At 70.1% G+C, this 13,144-nt stretch carries 13 protein-coding genes; all 13 read left to right on the top strand.

Annotated elements, in window-relative coordinates; translation table 11 throughout:
- The first annotated feature begins 132 nt into the window (after positions 1 to 132).
- The 13 genes from VXM69_RS11655 (at position 133) to sctT (ending at position 13,139) form a co-directional block, all read left to right on the top strand.
- Positions 133 to 960 carry an autoinducer binding domain-containing protein gene (locus tag VXM69_RS11655; protein WP_034189396.1) on the top strand — a complete coding sequence of 276 codons (828 nt, stop codon included), beginning with the start codon at positions 133 to 135 and terminating at the stop codon, positions 958 to 960.
- Positions 961 to 1,215: 255 nt separating this feature from the next.
- Positions 1,216 to 3,423, top strand: coding sequence for a type III secretion system export apparatus subunit SctV (gene sctV / locus VXM69_RS11650; RefSeq protein WP_367188634.1), 2,208 nt, complete (start codon positions 1,216 to 1,218; stop codon positions 3,421 to 3,423).
- Positions 3,420 to 3,698 (top strand): type III secretion system export apparatus subunit SctS, encoded by a 279-nt coding sequence (gene sctS / locus VXM69_RS11645; RefSeq protein ID WP_006480854.1) that lies wholly within the window; start codon positions 3,420 to 3,422, stop codon positions 3,696 to 3,698. Before sctV ends, sctS begins: the two co-directional genes overlap by 4 nt.
- Positions 3,698 to 5,734: a type III secretion system outer membrane ring subunit SctC gene (gene sctC, locus VXM69_RS11640; protein WP_069706830.1), complete on the top strand. Its 2,037-nt coding sequence runs from the start codon at positions 3,698 to 3,700 to the stop codon at positions 5,732 to 5,734. Before sctS ends, sctC begins: the two co-directional genes overlap by 1 nt.
- Positions 5,715 to 7,049, top strand: a complete 1,335-nt coding sequence (gene sctD, locus VXM69_RS11635; protein WP_034189399.1) for a type III secretion system inner membrane ring subunit SctD — start codon at positions 5,715 to 5,717, stop codon at positions 7,047 to 7,049. The genes sctC and sctD overlap by 20 nt, the downstream gene beginning before the upstream one ends.
- 141 nt (positions 7,050 to 7,190) lie before the next feature.
- Entirely contained in the window at positions 7,191 to 7,403 is a 213-nt protein-coding gene (locus tag VXM69_RS11630) for a hypothetical protein (RefSeq protein ID WP_034180511.1), read from the top strand.
- 148 nt (positions 7,404 to 7,551) lie between these two features.
- On the top strand, positions 7,552 to 8,031 hold the full coding sequence (locus VXM69_RS11625) for a hypothetical protein (protein WP_034189520.1): 480 nt from the start codon (positions 7,552 to 7,554) through the stop codon (positions 8,029 to 8,031).
- A 50-nt stretch (positions 8,032 to 8,081) separates the two neighbouring features.
- The gene (gene sctJ, locus VXM69_RS11620; protein WP_034189400.1) at positions 8,082 to 8,963 is read left to right on the top strand and encodes a type III secretion system inner membrane ring lipoprotein SctJ; all 882 of its coding nucleotides are present in this window, start codon (positions 8,082 to 8,084) and stop codon (positions 8,961 to 8,963) included.
- Positions 8,960 to 9,709: a SctK family type III secretion system sorting platform protein gene (locus VXM69_RS11615; protein ID WP_367188633.1), complete on the top strand. Its 750-nt coding sequence runs from the start codon at positions 8,960 to 8,962 to the stop codon at positions 9,707 to 9,709. The genes sctJ and VXM69_RS11615 overlap by 4 nt, the downstream gene beginning before the upstream one ends.
- Positions 9,691 to 10,320: a type III secretion system stator protein SctL gene (sctL, locus tag VXM69_RS11610; RefSeq protein WP_034189402.1), complete on the top strand. Its 630-nt coding sequence runs from the start codon at positions 9,691 to 9,693 to the stop codon at positions 10,318 to 10,320. The genes VXM69_RS11615 and sctL overlap by 19 nt, the downstream gene beginning before the upstream one ends.
- Positions 10,317 to 11,696, top strand: coding sequence for a type III secretion system ATPase SctN (gene sctN / locus VXM69_RS11605; RefSeq protein WP_034189403.1), 1,380 nt, complete (start codon positions 10,317 to 10,319; stop codon positions 11,694 to 11,696). Before sctL ends, sctN begins: the two co-directional genes overlap by 4 nt.
- A complete protein-coding gene (locus VXM69_RS11600) occupies positions 11,689 to 12,336 on the top strand; it encodes a hypothetical protein (RefSeq protein ID WP_175029176.1) in 648 nt (215 codons plus the stop codon). Before sctN ends, VXM69_RS11600 begins: the two co-directional genes overlap by 8 nt.
- The gene (gene sctT, locus VXM69_RS11595; protein ID WP_034189405.1) at positions 12,330 to 13,139 is read left to right on the top strand and encodes a type III secretion system export apparatus subunit SctT; all 810 of its coding nucleotides are present in this window, start codon (positions 12,330 to 12,332) and stop codon (positions 13,137 to 13,139) included. The genes VXM69_RS11600 and sctT overlap by 7 nt, the downstream gene beginning before the upstream one ends.
- Positions 13,140 to 13,144 lie beyond the last annotated feature (5 nt).

Raw genomic sequence — 13,144 nt, 5'->3', positions numbered from 1 at the left:
AATATGCCGTAATACTAATTGCGGCGAAAGGTTCATGTTCACGCGCGTATATTGACTACCAGAAAATCATAAAGAAAAGACCAGATCGTGACGGGGCGCAGTTTCATATATTGGGAAAGGGGCGGGCTCCTCATGACACATGCTGACGGCGCACCACGCGTCGAATGGTTCTCACATGCCGATATCGCGGCCGCGGCCGCTTATTCGAGCGAATATCAGGCAATCGAGCGCGACGTTTTTACCGGCATTCAAATCGGATCCGGTAAAACCGACCTTGCGCCAATCGATTTCGCGCAATGCCATGCGCGATTGCGGCAAATCGGTTTCAGTACGCTCGGTTACGGCGCCTACGAAATGATCGGGCGGCGCATTCTATGTGCCCATCTGCTGCGCGATCTCGCGCCGGCAACGTTCATGCAGCCGTTCATCGAAGGGATGCTCTACGAGAGCGACCCGCGTTTCGCGCAGGTGCGGCAGAGCGGCTTTCCGGTCGCATGGCGGCTCGACGAGATCGAGGCGGCCGCGCAGGGCAGCGGCGACCGCAAGGTGCTGGCGCTCGCCGGCCATCTGCGTGCGCACGCGATGAACAGCGGCGTGATCTTCAGCCTGTCGGCGCCGCGTCTCGACCTGCGTGTCGCGGTGAACGTGACGTCGGAGACGCACGGCACCGAATGGATCGACGATCGCGTGATCGGCGGCGCGCTGGCGGTGAGCCTTGCCGTGCATCGCGTCGCGCTGCCGTTCCTCGAGGCGCGTATCGCACGCATGCGCGGTTTCGCGCTCGGCGACGAGCAGCAGCAGGTGCTCGATCGCCTCGTGCACGGGCTGTCCGACCAGGAGATCGCGAGCGCGCTGCGCACGTCGCTGCACAAGGTCGGCCATCACATCCGGTCGCTCGAGAAACTCTTCAACGTGCAGAACCGCGCGCAGCTCGCGTACCTCGCCGCGCGGCGCCTGTAACCCCGAAGCGGCACACCGCCGGCGTGCGCGCCGGCGGCCCGGCCCGCAATGGAAGCGGTTCCGGCGGCGCGTGCCCGAGCGTGCCGCCGGGTTTCGTAGTCCGATTCGATCGTCGCCGGAAAACGCGCTTTCGCGCTACGAGGCGCATCCCTTTTTCCATCGTTTCCCGTCGCTACACTCGTCCCATTCAACGGTCCGCGCGGCACGGGCAGGATTGCCCGTGCCGGCCGGCGATAACGACAGGACTACGGCACGATGGCTGAACCGAAGGCGCTCCCCCGCGACTGGCAGCGGTTGTTTTCCGCCGGCCGCGGCGTGTCCGGACCGCGTCTCGGGGGCGCATCGCCGCGCGCCGACCTGTTCATCGCGGTGTTCATCGTCGCGGTCGTCGCGCTGTTCATCCTGCCGCTGCCGCAGGCCGCGCTCGACGGGATGATCTCGCTGAACCTCGCCGCGAGCGTCGTACTGCTGACGGTATCGACCTACGTGCCGTCGGCGGTGAGCTTCTCGTCGTTTCCCGCCTTGCTGCTGTTCACGACACTGTTCCGGCTCGCGCTGAACATCGCGTCGTGCAAGCTGATCCTGCTGCACGCGAACGCGGGCCACGTGATCGACGCGTTCGGGCGGCTCGTGGTCGGCAACAACGTCGTGGTGGGCGGCGTGGTGTTCCTCGTGATCGCCGTCGTGCAGTTCATCGTGATCGCGAAAGGGTCGGAGCGGGTGGCGGAAGTCGGTGCACGCTTCTCGCTCGACGCGATGCCCGGCAAGCAGATGAGCATCGACGCGGACTTGCGCGCGGGCATCATCAGCGCCGACGAAGCGCGCGAGCGACGCGAGAAGCTGGAGCAGGAATCGCAGATGCACGGCGCGATGGACGGCGCGATGAAGTTCGTGAAGGGCGACGCGATCGCGGGCCTCGTGATCGCGTTCATCAACATCGTCGCGGGGATCGCGGTCGGCACGCTGATGCACGGGATGGATATCGGCCAGGCGCTGCAGCGTTACGCGATCCTGACGGTCGGCGACGGGATGGCGTCGCAGATTCCGTCGCTGCTCGTGTCGATCGCGGCCGGCATCGTCACGACCCGCGTCGCGACGCGCGATGCGCGGCAGCGCCAGCTCGGCGAACAGCTCGGCGAGCAGCTGGGGGCGCATCCGCGCGCGCTGCTGATCGCGGCGATCGTGCTGGCCGGCTTCCTCGTCGTGCCCGGTTTTCCGAAATGGTCGTTCGCGCTGATCGCGATCGGCCTCGGCATGTTCGCGTTCTCGCAGCTCAAGCGCAAGACGGCCGCGCCGAGTTTCAACCTGATCCAGATCGCGGGGCGCGTCGGCGCGGCCGACGACGGCCAGCCCGCGAAGGTGTCGCATGCGGCCGGCGTCACGTCGCTGATCGCGGTGTCGCTGTCCGACGACCTGCGCGCGAGCCTGAACCTCGCGCAGTTGCAGGCCGCGCTGTCGAGCGCGAAAGCGCGCGTCGATGCGGACATCGGCACGGTGTTCCCGCGCATCACGCTGAACGACGACGAAGGCGCGGCGGCCGGCACGTACCGGATCTATCTGCAGGACGTGCTCGCCGCGCACGGCGCGCTGAAGCCGGGCTGGCTGCTGTGGGACGGCGTCGCGCCGCTGCCCGAGCGCGCGGAGCGCCAGCCGGCCGAGGCATTCGGCCCGTTCGCGACGGCGCTGTGGATCAAGCCCGACGGCCCCGCGCCGGACGGCAAGTGGCTGTCGAGCGAAAGCGCGCTCGCCGCGCATGTCGAGCAGATCGTGCGCCAGCATGCGGACGAACTGCTCGGGATCCAGGAAACGCAGGCGCTCGTGCACCTCGTGCGCCGCGAGCACCCGGAACTCGTGGGCGAGCTGACGCGGCTCGTGCCGCTGCAGCGCGTGACCGAGGTGCTGCGCCGGCTGCTGGCCGAGCAGGTACCGATCCGCAATTTGCGCGTGATCTTCGAAAGCCTGATCACGTGGGCGCCGAACGAACCGGACGACGTGATCGCGCTGGTCGAGCTCGTGCGCGTCGACCTGCGCCGGATGATTACCGACCGCCACGCGGGCACGACGCGCCAGCTGCGGGTCGTGTTGTTCGAGCAGAACCTGCAGGAGCGGATCGAGAGCGCGGTGATGCCCACCAAGCAGGGCAATTTCCTCGCGCTGTCGAGCGCGGTCAAGCAGGACATCGGCGAGCAGGTGCGCGCGATCGTGCAGGCCGCGCAGGCGGGCGGCGCCGGCGGGCACGGCAATGCGCAGGGCGCCGTGCGGCTCGCGGTGATGGTCGCGCTCGGCGCGCGCCGCTACGTGAAGACGATCCTGCAGCCGGTCCTGCCCGACCTCGCGGTGCTGTCGTACCAGGAGGTCGAGGAAGACGTGCAGCTGCATACGGTCGGCTGGGTCAAGAACCCGCCGGACGACGGCACGGTCGGCGCGGGTGCCGGCGTGCGTGCGCCGGGAGCCGTGCAATGACGAGCTCGACGATCCTCGACCTGACGCGCCAGGCGCTGATGCTCGTGCTGCTGCTGTCGCTGCCGATCGTGCTGATCGCCACCGTCACGGGCCTCGTCGTCGCGATTCTGCAGGCCGTCACGCAGGTGCAGGACGCCAACATCGGCATCGCGGTGCGGCTGATCGCCGTGATGGTCGCGCTCGTGCTGTTGTCGGGCTGGCTCGGCGGCGAAGTGCTGCGCTTCGCGCAGCAGGCGCTGGAACGCATGTTCGTTTCTTCCACAGGAGTCCTTTGATGCGTCGACGCGTCGCCTCGATCCGGTTTCAACCGCGCAGCCTGCAACGGGCCGCGCTCGCCATGTGCGCGACCGCGTTGCTCACGGCGTCGCTGTGCATGGCGCCCGCGCAGCATGCGCGGGCCGCGGACCTGCGCTGGCGCAACAAGCCGTTCACGATCGTCGCGAACGGCAAGAAGATCGGCGACTTCATCCGCGAGCTCGCGTCGTCGCAGGGCGTGACGGCGGTGGTCGACCCGAAGGTCGACGGCGTGATCAGCGGCCGCTTCTCGGGCACGCCGCAACAGACGCTCGACACGATCTGCTCGACCTACGGGCTCACGTGGTACTACGACGGCTCGTTCCTGTACGTCGATCCGGCCGATCAGTCGCAGACGCAGATGATCCCGATCCCGCCGAACGCAGCCGGTGAGATCGGCCGCGCGCTGCAGGCGATGCAGATTCCCGACAAGCGCTACACGCTGGTGATCAACGACCGCGCGAACAGCGTGTACGTGGCCGGCCCGCGCCGCTACGTCGAGCTCGTGCGGCAGGCGGTCGGCTCGGTCGGCGATCCGTCGGCGAACGGCGCGCATGCGGATATCCGCGCGTTCCGGCTGAAGTACGGCTGGGCGTCGGATTTCACGATCAACCGCTCGGGCAAGGAGGTGACGGTGCCGGGCGTCGCGACGATCCTGAGCCGCCTGTTCGGCAAGGGCGGCGGCACGAACGCGCTGCCGTCGAGCACGCCGCTCGGACAGGCCGCGCGCCAGGTGAAGCTGGGCTCGGGGCTGACGATCGCCGTGCCGCGGCTCGACTTCCCCGATATCGCCGGCGGCCCGCGCGCGGGCGGTTACGCGGGCGACAGCAGCGCAGGCGGCGGGCTTGCACCGTTCGGGAACGCCGGCGGCGGCGACACGCTGCCGCAGATCGTCGCCGATCCGGCGATCAACGCGGTGATCGTGCGCGACCTGCCGGAGAACATGTACCGCTACCAGTCGCTGATCAACCAGCTCGACGAGCGGCCGCGCATCGTCGAGATCAACGTGACGATCATCGACATCAACGAGGATTCGCTCGACAGCCTCGGGATCGACTGGCGCCTGCACACGACGCACGGCGACGTGCAGATCGGCAACGGCGCGAATCCGCTGAACGGCAACACGCAGTACAACGGCTCGGGCAATCCGCCGCTCACGTTCGGCGTCGGCACGTCGGAAACCGGGCAGACGGGCACCTTCCTGCCGACCGGCATTGCGTTGACGGCATCGATCGGCGGCTCGCTGCGCAACTACCTGCTCACGCGCGTGAACGCGCTCGCGCAGAAGGGGCAGGCGCAGTTGCGTTCGAAACCGAAGGTGCTGGCGCTCGACAACACCGAGGCGATCCTCGAGAACCTCACGCAGTTCTACGTGCAGGTGCAGGGCTACCAGGATTCGTCGCTGTACAGCGTGACGACCGGCACGAGCATCAAGGTGACGCCGATGATCGTCGACGAGGCGATCCGCAACGCGGCGGCCGTGTCCGGCAATCCGCAGAGCGTGATGATGTCGATCGACATCCAGGACGGCAACGTCGTGCAAGGGCAGGCCGTGTCGAACATTCCGGTGATCCAGCAGCGCAACATCGTCACCAAGTCGATGATCGACGAGGGCAAGAGCCTGCTGATCGCGGGTTTCAACGACGACGAGGTGAAGCTGAACAAGAGCGGCGTGCCCTGGCTGTCCGACATTCCGCTGATCGGCAACCTGTTCAAGTACACCGACAAGTCGGGCAACCACATGGAGCGGTTCTACCTGCTGACGCCGCGCGTGGTGACGACCGCGTCGATGTATGCGCCGGACGGCTCGCCCGTGAACCCGGGTGTCGACGCGCCGGCCGGCCAGGAAGGACTGTCGATGTACCGCCCGCCGGACAACGACGTCGCGGTGCCGCTGACGCCGAAGCCGCTGCCCGGCACGAAGTTCGGTCCGCCCGCGCTGCCGCCGCCGCAGGATGCGGCGGCGCAGCCCGCGACGACCGCAGGAGCCACTCCCCATGTCGACGAGCATCATTGATCCGCACGGCGACGGCGCATTGCCCGGCGGCGCGGGGGGCGGCGCGGCCGCGCTCGCGTCGCCGTGGAACCTGTGCTTCCTGAGCGGGCCGATGTACGGCCGCACGATGTCGCTCGCGCGCGGCGCGAACTGGGTCGGCACCGCGGCCGATTGCGAAGTGATCCTGCCCGATCGCGAGATCGGCGCGAAGCAGGTGTGCCTGCAGGTCGGCGCGCTCGCGGTGACCGTGCAGAACCACGGCGGCGAGACCGGCGCGGCGGTGCTGTTCAACGACGAACCGCTCGGCGCGGGGCGCCGCTCGCTGACGCCGCACGACGTCGTGACGGTCGGCTCGATCCGGCTCGGCATCGCGCGGCATGCGCAGGCGAGCGTCGCGGTGCCGGACGAAGCCGATGCGCCGGACGCCGCGCGCGAGGCCGCGTGGCTCGGCTGGCTCACGGGCGGCCTGCGCCGCCTCGGCAGCCGCCGGCTCGTGATCGCGCTGGTCGCGTTGTGGATCGGCGTGCTGCTCGGCGCGCTCGGCTACGGCTTCGTCGCGTGGTCGGGGCGCCTGCCGTGGCAGCACGAATCGGTGCTCGCGCGCACGCACCGGCTGCAGCAGCTGCTGCATGCGTATCCGGAGCTGGCCGTCGCGCCGCGCGACGATGGCGTGATCGTGTCGGGCTACGTCAGCGATCCGGCCGCGCGCGAACGCGTCGCGCAGATCGTCGCGGAGGTCGACAACGCGGCGCTCGGCAACATCTACGTGGTCAGCGACCTGGTGGCGACCGCGCAGACCTATTTCAGCGATACGGCGCTGACGGTGACGTATCTCGGCCGCGGCCGGATCGAACTGACGGGCGCGGCCGCGCGCGCGCAGATCGAGCCGCGCATCCGCAACTACATGAAGGATGCGCGACCGGCGCTCGAAGTCGTCGATCACGTGCGCGATGCCGATCCGGCCGCGCCGCGCACGGCGACGACGCTGGGCGGCACGGCTGGCATTCCGGAGATCACGACCGTGTTCGCGGGCGACGGCGACCAGCGCTACATCGAGACGGCCGACGGCAGCCGCTATTTCGAAGGCGCGCGGCTGAAGGAGGGGGCGACGGTCGTGTCGATCGGTCCGGACGAAGTCGTGTTCGAACGCGGCGGCCAGCGCATCACGATGCCGCTCGGCGGCCCGTCGGCGCGTGCGCCCGAACAGGCGCCGGCGCCGCCCGTGGCACCGCTCGCGAGCGGCGCGGCCGCCGGGGTCGCGCAGCCGGTGCCGGGGCCGACGCTGTTGCCGGAGGCGGCGGCAACCGCGGCGGCATCGAAGGAGAAGGCGCACTAGCGCCGCGACAGGTCATGCGCATCGCGCGGCGCGCGGTGCGCGCATTACGCGAGGCGTCGCAGCGGTGCGGCGCCTCACGTCGCCGGCGGGGCATGGGGCCGCCGCCGGAAGGTGGATGAACTTCACTTAAAGGAGCACAACATGGGTACGCAGGCAGCAGGTGGTGCAACCAACACGAACCAGGTCCAGCAGCAGGCCGACGACCTGACCAAGACGCAGCTCGAACTGACGAAGATCAACTTCCAGGTCCAGCAGTCGACGGCGACGTTCGAAACCAGCAACGCAGTGACCGCGCAAGAGGGGACGGCGAACGCCCAGGTTGCGCAGCACCTGAGCTCGGCCGGCCGCGCATGACGCCGGTCGCCGGCCGTGCCGCGCGTGGCCGCGCGCCGGGTCTGCCCGAGCAGGGCGTCCGGCGGCGGATGCGTGCGTGCCGGCCGGTTTGTTCCGGGCTGGCCCGACCGATCCGGTCCGGCGTCGGCCACTCGAGGAGGGCATGAACATGTCAGTGACAGGCGTAGGCGCGGCGCCGCCGGGCGCGGCCGCGCTCGCGAGCGCCGCGCAGCAGCAAACGGGTGCGGCGTCCGATCCGGCGCAGGTGCGCCAGTTCGATGCGCTGATGCAGCCGGGGGCATCGGCGGCGGCCCCGCCGTCCGCGTCGGGCGTCGCGATGTCGCGCGCGCCGGCGGATGCGGCGCCGGCCGTGCAGATGACGCCCGCGCAGGCGAACCAGTCGTCGCTCGTCGAGCGGTTGCGCACCTACGGCAACGATCTCGATTCGCGGTACGCGAACATCGACAAGCATCGCAGCGAGATGCTGACGTCGATGGCGGACAGCCGCAGCGACCCGCTGATGACGATGGTGAAGGCGATGGACTTCCAGTGGACGGCGACCACCACGATTTCGGAATACCAGTTGAGCCTGTCGGTCGCGCAGGCGGCGAACGGCTTCACGCACACGGTGCTGAAGACGCAGGAGTGATGGCGCGCGTGGGCCGGATCCGGTCTCGCGCGCCCTGAAGCGGACAAACGATGACGACGATCGATTCGACGCCGCGCGTGCATGCGTGGCGCAGCCGGGCGGCGCGCGCGCTGCTCGCGGGGCTGCTCGTGCTGTTGGCCGGGTGCCAGAAGGAGCTGTACTCGGGCCTGTCGGAGCGCGACGCGAACCAGATGGTCGCCGTGCTCGGCGACGCGGGCATCAGCGCGTCGAAGGACAACGACGCGCGCGACACGTCGGACCGCAACGCGTGGCTCGTGAGCGTCGCGGACGGCGACATGCAGTCGGCACTCACGGTGCTGCAGGCGAACGGGCTGCCGAAGCCGAGCTATGCGAGCCTCGGCGAGCTGTTCCAGAAGCAGGGCCTCGTGTCGACGCCCGCCGAGGAGCGCGTGCGCTACCTGTACGGCGTGTCGCAGGATCTGTCGCGCACGCTGCAGGACATCGAGGGCGTCGTGGTCGCGCGCGTGCAGGTCGTGATTCCCGAGAACGATCCGTTGGCGGACAAGATCAAGCCGTCGTCGGCGGCCGTATACATCCGCTACCGGCCCGGCGTCGACCTGCGCGCGATGGCGCCGATGGTCAAGGATCTCGTCGCGCACAGCATCGAAGGGCTGCAGTACGACAACGTGTCGCTGTTCCTGCAGCCGGCCGCCGCGCGCGCGACACGCGTGGACGGGATCGGCAGCGCGGTGTCGGACGTCCTGCGGCTGCGTTCGCCGCTCGGCTGGCTCGTGTTCGCGCTGATCCTGCTGACCTGCGCGGTCATCGCGCTGTCGGCCGCGCGGCGCGGGATGTTCGGCGCGCGGCTCGCGGGCCTGCTCGGTGCGCCGCGCGGGGCGAACGGTGCCGGCGGCGCGTCGCAGCCGGGCGGCGGCCTGCGCGCGGCGGACGGTGCGCGCGACGGCGCATGAGCGATCCGCACGCGCCGCCGCCGGGCGACGGGCTCAACCCGGCCGACGCCGCGCCGCCGCCGTGGCTGCAGCCGCTCGCGGCACCGCCCGCGCCGCGCCGCGCGGCGTTTCATGCGCTCGTCTGCGACTTCAACCTGCGGCCCGACCGCTACCTGCACGTGACGCGCGTGCCGGCCGACTGGCCCGCGCGCTACCGCTCGCCGGACGCGTTCGGCGCGGCCGGCCGCAAGCTGCTCGCGCGGCACCTGCTCGCGGCGAACGACGTGGACGGCCGGCACGACTTCGACGTCGCGAACCCGTGCGCGCGGCTCGCGCTGCTGCCGGGCGCGGCGCTCGAGCAACTGGCCGGGTATGCGGGGCTGCTGCTGCATCGCGCGTGGCTGCGCGACGCGCTGGCTGGGCGCCGCGTCCGCTCGGAAGTCGTGGCGCGGCTCGGCGGCGACGCGCTGGACCTCGTGCTCGAACGCGCGCCGGAATTCGGCGCGCTGGCGGAAACGCTCGAACCGTGGCGTGCCGATCCCGCCGCGTTGCCGGTCGTGATCCGCGCGCGCGGCGGCCGGCTGCTCGCGGATTTCATCGGCGCGGCCGGCGAGGCGGTCGCGCGGCGCGTGCGCCTGAAATTCAACCGCGCGATCGACGACGAGGCGCCTTACTTGCTGAATCGCGCCCAGCGCGACCAGTTCGGCGAACTGATGTTCCTGTTTCTGATTCCCGAGAGGCTTGCGTCATGGGACTGGCTTTTCTGATCACGAGCGACAACCTGCAGCTGCTGTCGGAGCGCAAGGTGCTCAAGGAGCGCGAGTACGCGGCGCTGCTCGATGCGTCCGCGGTGATCGCGACCGCGCATGAAGAGGCCGCGCGCATCGTCGCCGACGCGCAGCGCGAATTCGACAAGCGCCAGGCGGCCGGCTACGACGAAGGGATGCGCCGCGCGCAGCGCGAGCAGGCCGCGCAGGCCTACGCGCAGGCGCTTGCCGCCACGCGCACGATGGAGACGATGAAGGATGCGATGGCCGATATCGTCGTGAAAGCCGTGCGCGCGATCGTCGGCGAGATGAGCACGCAGAAGCTGTACGAGGCCGCGCTCGCGCGGATCGCGCCGCTCGTGCGCGACGAGGCGTTTCTGGTCGTGCATGTCGCGCCCGGCCGCCAGGACGAGATGCGCGACGCGCTCGACGGCGCGTTCGCCGGACAGTCGAACCGGCAGAAGATCCGCATCGTCGAGGACGCGCGGCTCGAGCGCCACGCGTGCACGGTCGAGACGCCGTCCGGGCGCATCGACGCGAGTCTCGACCTGCAGATCGACGCGCTGCGCCAGGCGATCCGCCGCGATGCGCTGAAGGGCGCCGCGCGATGAACGCGCCGCTCGACGATCCGCAACCGTTCGGCGGTGACGACGACGGCGCGCCGTTCGATCGCGGCCGCCTCGTCGGCGAACTCGACGCGGGGCTCGCGTTCTTCTCGCCGGTATCGGTGCAGGGTCGCGTCAATCACGCGGTCGGGCAGATCCTGAACGCGACGGGCATCCGCGCGCGGCTCGGCGAGATCTGCGAGTTGCGCACGCCGAACCAGCCGACGCTGCTCGCGGAGGTGGTCGGTTTCTCGCGGCAGACGACGTTGCTCACGCCGCTCGGCGACGTGGCGGGGCTGTCGCCGGAGACGACCGTCGTGCCGTCCGGGCGCGAGCATGTGTTTCCGGTGGGGGACGGGCTGTTCGGCCGGGTGCTCGACGGGCTCGGCCGGCCGCTCGACGATCGCGGGCCCGTGACGGGCGCCGCGTGGGTGTCGACGCAGCAGGACCCTCCGAATCCGCTCGCGCGCAAGATGATCGACACGCCGTTTCCGACCGGCGTGCGCGTGATCGACGGCCTGATGACGCTCGGCGTCGGGCAGCGCGTGGGCATCTTCGCGCCGTCCGGCGTCGGCAAGAGCACGCTGCTCGGGATGATCGCGCGCGGCGCGCAGGCCGATGTGAACGTGATCGCGCTCGTCGGCGAACGCGGTCGCGAGGTGCGCGAATTCATCGAGCACAGCCTGTCGCCGGAGGTGCGCGCGCGGTCGATCGTCGTCGTATCGACCTCCGATCGCCCCGCGATGGAGCGCGTGAAATCCGCGCTGGTCGCGACCGCGATCGCCGAGCACTTCCGCGACGCGGGCAAGCGCGTGCTGCTGCTGGTCGATTCGCTGACGCGTTTTGCCCGCGCGCAGCGCGAGGTCGGCCTCGCGAGCGGCGAGCCGCCGACGCGGCGCAGCTTCCCGCCGTCGACGTTCGCGGTGCTGCCGCGCCTGCTCGAGCGTGCGGGGCAGGGTGCGCACGGGTCGATCACCGCGCTCTATACGGTGCTCGTCGAAGGGGACGAGGAATCGGACCCGATCGCCGAGGAAGTGCGGTCGATCCTCGACGGCCATATCGTGCTGTCGCGCAAGATCGCGCTCGCGAACCGCTATCCGGCGATCGACGTGCTCGCGAGCCTGTCGCGCGTGATGCCGCTCGTCGCGAGCCGCGCGCACCAGCAGGCGGCCGCGCGCGTGCGCGAGCTGATCGCGAAGTACCAGGAGATCGAGCTGCTCGTGCAGATCGGCGAGTATCGCGAAGGCAGCGACCGGCTCGGCGATCTCGCGCTGCGCGCGCGCGACGCGATCGGCGCGTTCTGCGCGCAGGCGTCGAACGAGGACGTGCGTTTCGATGCGCAGCTCGCGAAGCTGATGAAGCTGGCGAACGATCATGTCTGAAACCGACGACCGCCTCGTGCTCGCGACGCTCGCGCGCCTGAAGCGCGTGCGCGAGATGCGCAGCCAGATCGCCCGCGTCGCGGCCGCGCGCCAGCAGGGCGTCGCCGCGCAGAGCCGTCGCGCGCTCGATGCCGCGCAAGCGCAGCTTGCGCAACAGGTTGCCGCGAAGGCCGCGATCCAGGTGCGGCTCGCCGACGATCTGCGCGAGGCGCGCGCGCTGCAGGAGGCCGCGGCCGATACACGCACGTTCGACCGCCACATCGGCACCGCGAACGCATCGGTGAACCAGGCTGCGCACCTGCATCGCGGCCACGAGGCGACGCTCGCCGACCTGCAGCGCGCCGCGCGCAAGGCGAAGGCCGCCGAGGACAAGCTCGAGAAGGCCGGCGAGAAGGCGCTGCAGGCGCGCGCCGCCCGGATCGAGCGCGACGCCGACGAAGTCGCGGACGGTTACGCGGTGCGGCGTTTCTCGACGGCCGGCGCATGGGTGGCCGGGGTGGCCGGGGCGGGCGATACGGCCGGTCATGCGTCCACGCCGCCTGAAGCGGCCGCCGCGTTCGATGCGGAGATGTCCGGCCCGGCTGGCGAGGCCGCGGCCGACGATGCCGCGCCACCCGCGGCCGCGGAGCGCCGATGCTAGATCAGGCCGCGGGTTTCAACGACGTCGCGGGCACGCTGCGGCCGCTGCTCTACGTGATGCCGCGCCTGTTGCCGGTCATGTTCGTCGTGCCGGTGTTCAACGAGCAGATCATCACGGGCCTCGTGCGCAACGGGATCGCCGTCGTGATCGCCGCATTCGTCGCGCCCGCGATCGATTCCGCGCAGGTGGCCGCGCTGCCGTTCCTGATGTGGTGCCTGCTCGTCGCGAAGGAGGCGGTGGTCGGCATGCTGCTCGCGGGTGCGTTCAGCGCGGTGCTGTTCGCGATCCAGGGCGTCGGTTACCTGATCGACTTCCAGACCGGCAGCGGCAGCGCCGCGTTCTTCGATCCGATGGGCGGGCACGAGGGCGGTCCGACATCGGGATTCCTGAATTTCGTCGCGATCACGCTGTTCGTCACGGCGGGCGGCCTGCAGGTGCTGGTGCAGCTGTTCGCGCAGTCGTACGCGTGGTGGCCGATCGGTTCGCTCGGCCCCGATTTCTCGTCGATGCTGCAGACCTTCATCGTGCGACAGACCGACACGATCTTCGAATGGATGGTGAAGCTCGCGGCGCCGGTGACGATCGTGCTGGTCCTTGTCGAGCTCGGCATCGGCCTCGTCGGGCGCGCGGTGCCGCAGCTGAACATCTTCGTGTTCTCGCAGCCGCTGAAGAGCGCGCTGGCCCTGCTGATGATGATGCTGTTCCTGCCGGTGGTGTACGCGTCGCTGCATTCGCTGCTGAGCCCCGACAGCGGGCTGATGGCGCTGCTGCGCGCGCTGTTCGCCGCGCACGGCGGCGGCTGAGCGCG

Source organism: Burkholderia sp. Ed8, from assembly GCF_040761425.1.
GTDB lineage: Bacteria > Pseudomonadota > Gammaproteobacteria > Burkholderiales > Burkholderiaceae > Burkholderia > Burkholderia seminalis.
Note: the sequence above shows the minus strand (reverse complement) of the source record. Positions and strands in the feature narration are given on the sequence as shown.

Coding starts and splice junctions, on each gene's coding strand:
- VXM69_RS11615 (WP_367188633.1), top strand. CDS start 8,960: ATGAGCGATCCGCACGCGCCGCCGCCGGGCGACGGGCTCAACCCGGCC.
- sctV (WP_367188634.1), top strand. CDS start 1,216: ATGGCTGAACCGAAGGCGCTCCCCCGCGACTGGCAGCGGTTGTTTTCC.
- sctN (WP_034189403.1), top strand. CDS start 10,317: ATGAACGCGCCGCTCGACGATCCGCAACCGTTCGGCGGTGACGACGAC.
- sctL (WP_034189402.1), top strand. CDS start 9,691: ATGGGACTGGCTTTTCTGATCACGAGCGACAACCTGCAGCTGCTGTCG.
- sctT (WP_034189405.1), top strand. CDS start 12,330: ATGCTAGATCAGGCCGCGGGTTTCAACGACGTCGCGGGCACGCTGCGG.
- VXM69_RS11625 (WP_034189520.1), top strand. CDS start 7,552: ATGTCAGTGACAGGCGTAGGCGCGGCGCCGCCGGGCGCGGCCGCGCTC.
- VXM69_RS11630 (WP_034180511.1), top strand. CDS start 7,191: ATGGGTACGCAGGCAGCAGGTGGTGCAACCAACACGAACCAGGTCCAG.
- sctS (WP_006480854.1), top strand. CDS start 3,420: ATGACGAGCTCGACGATCCTCGACCTGACGCGCCAGGCGCTGATGCTC.
- VXM69_RS11655 (WP_034189396.1), top strand. CDS start 133: ATGACACATGCTGACGGCGCACCACGCGTCGAATGGTTCTCACATGCC.
- VXM69_RS11600 (WP_175029176.1), top strand. CDS start 11,689: ATGTCTGAAACCGACGACCGCCTCGTGCTCGCGACGCTCGCGCGCCTG.
- sctD (WP_034189399.1), top strand. CDS start 5,715: ATGTCGACGAGCATCATTGATCCGCACGGCGACGGCGCATTGCCCGGC.
- sctJ (WP_034189400.1), top strand. CDS start 8,082: ATGACGACGATCGATTCGACGCCGCGCGTGCATGCGTGGCGCAGCCGG.
- sctC (WP_069706830.1), top strand. CDS start 3,698: ATGCGTCGACGCGTCGCCTCGATCCGGTTTCAACCGCGCAGCCTGCAA.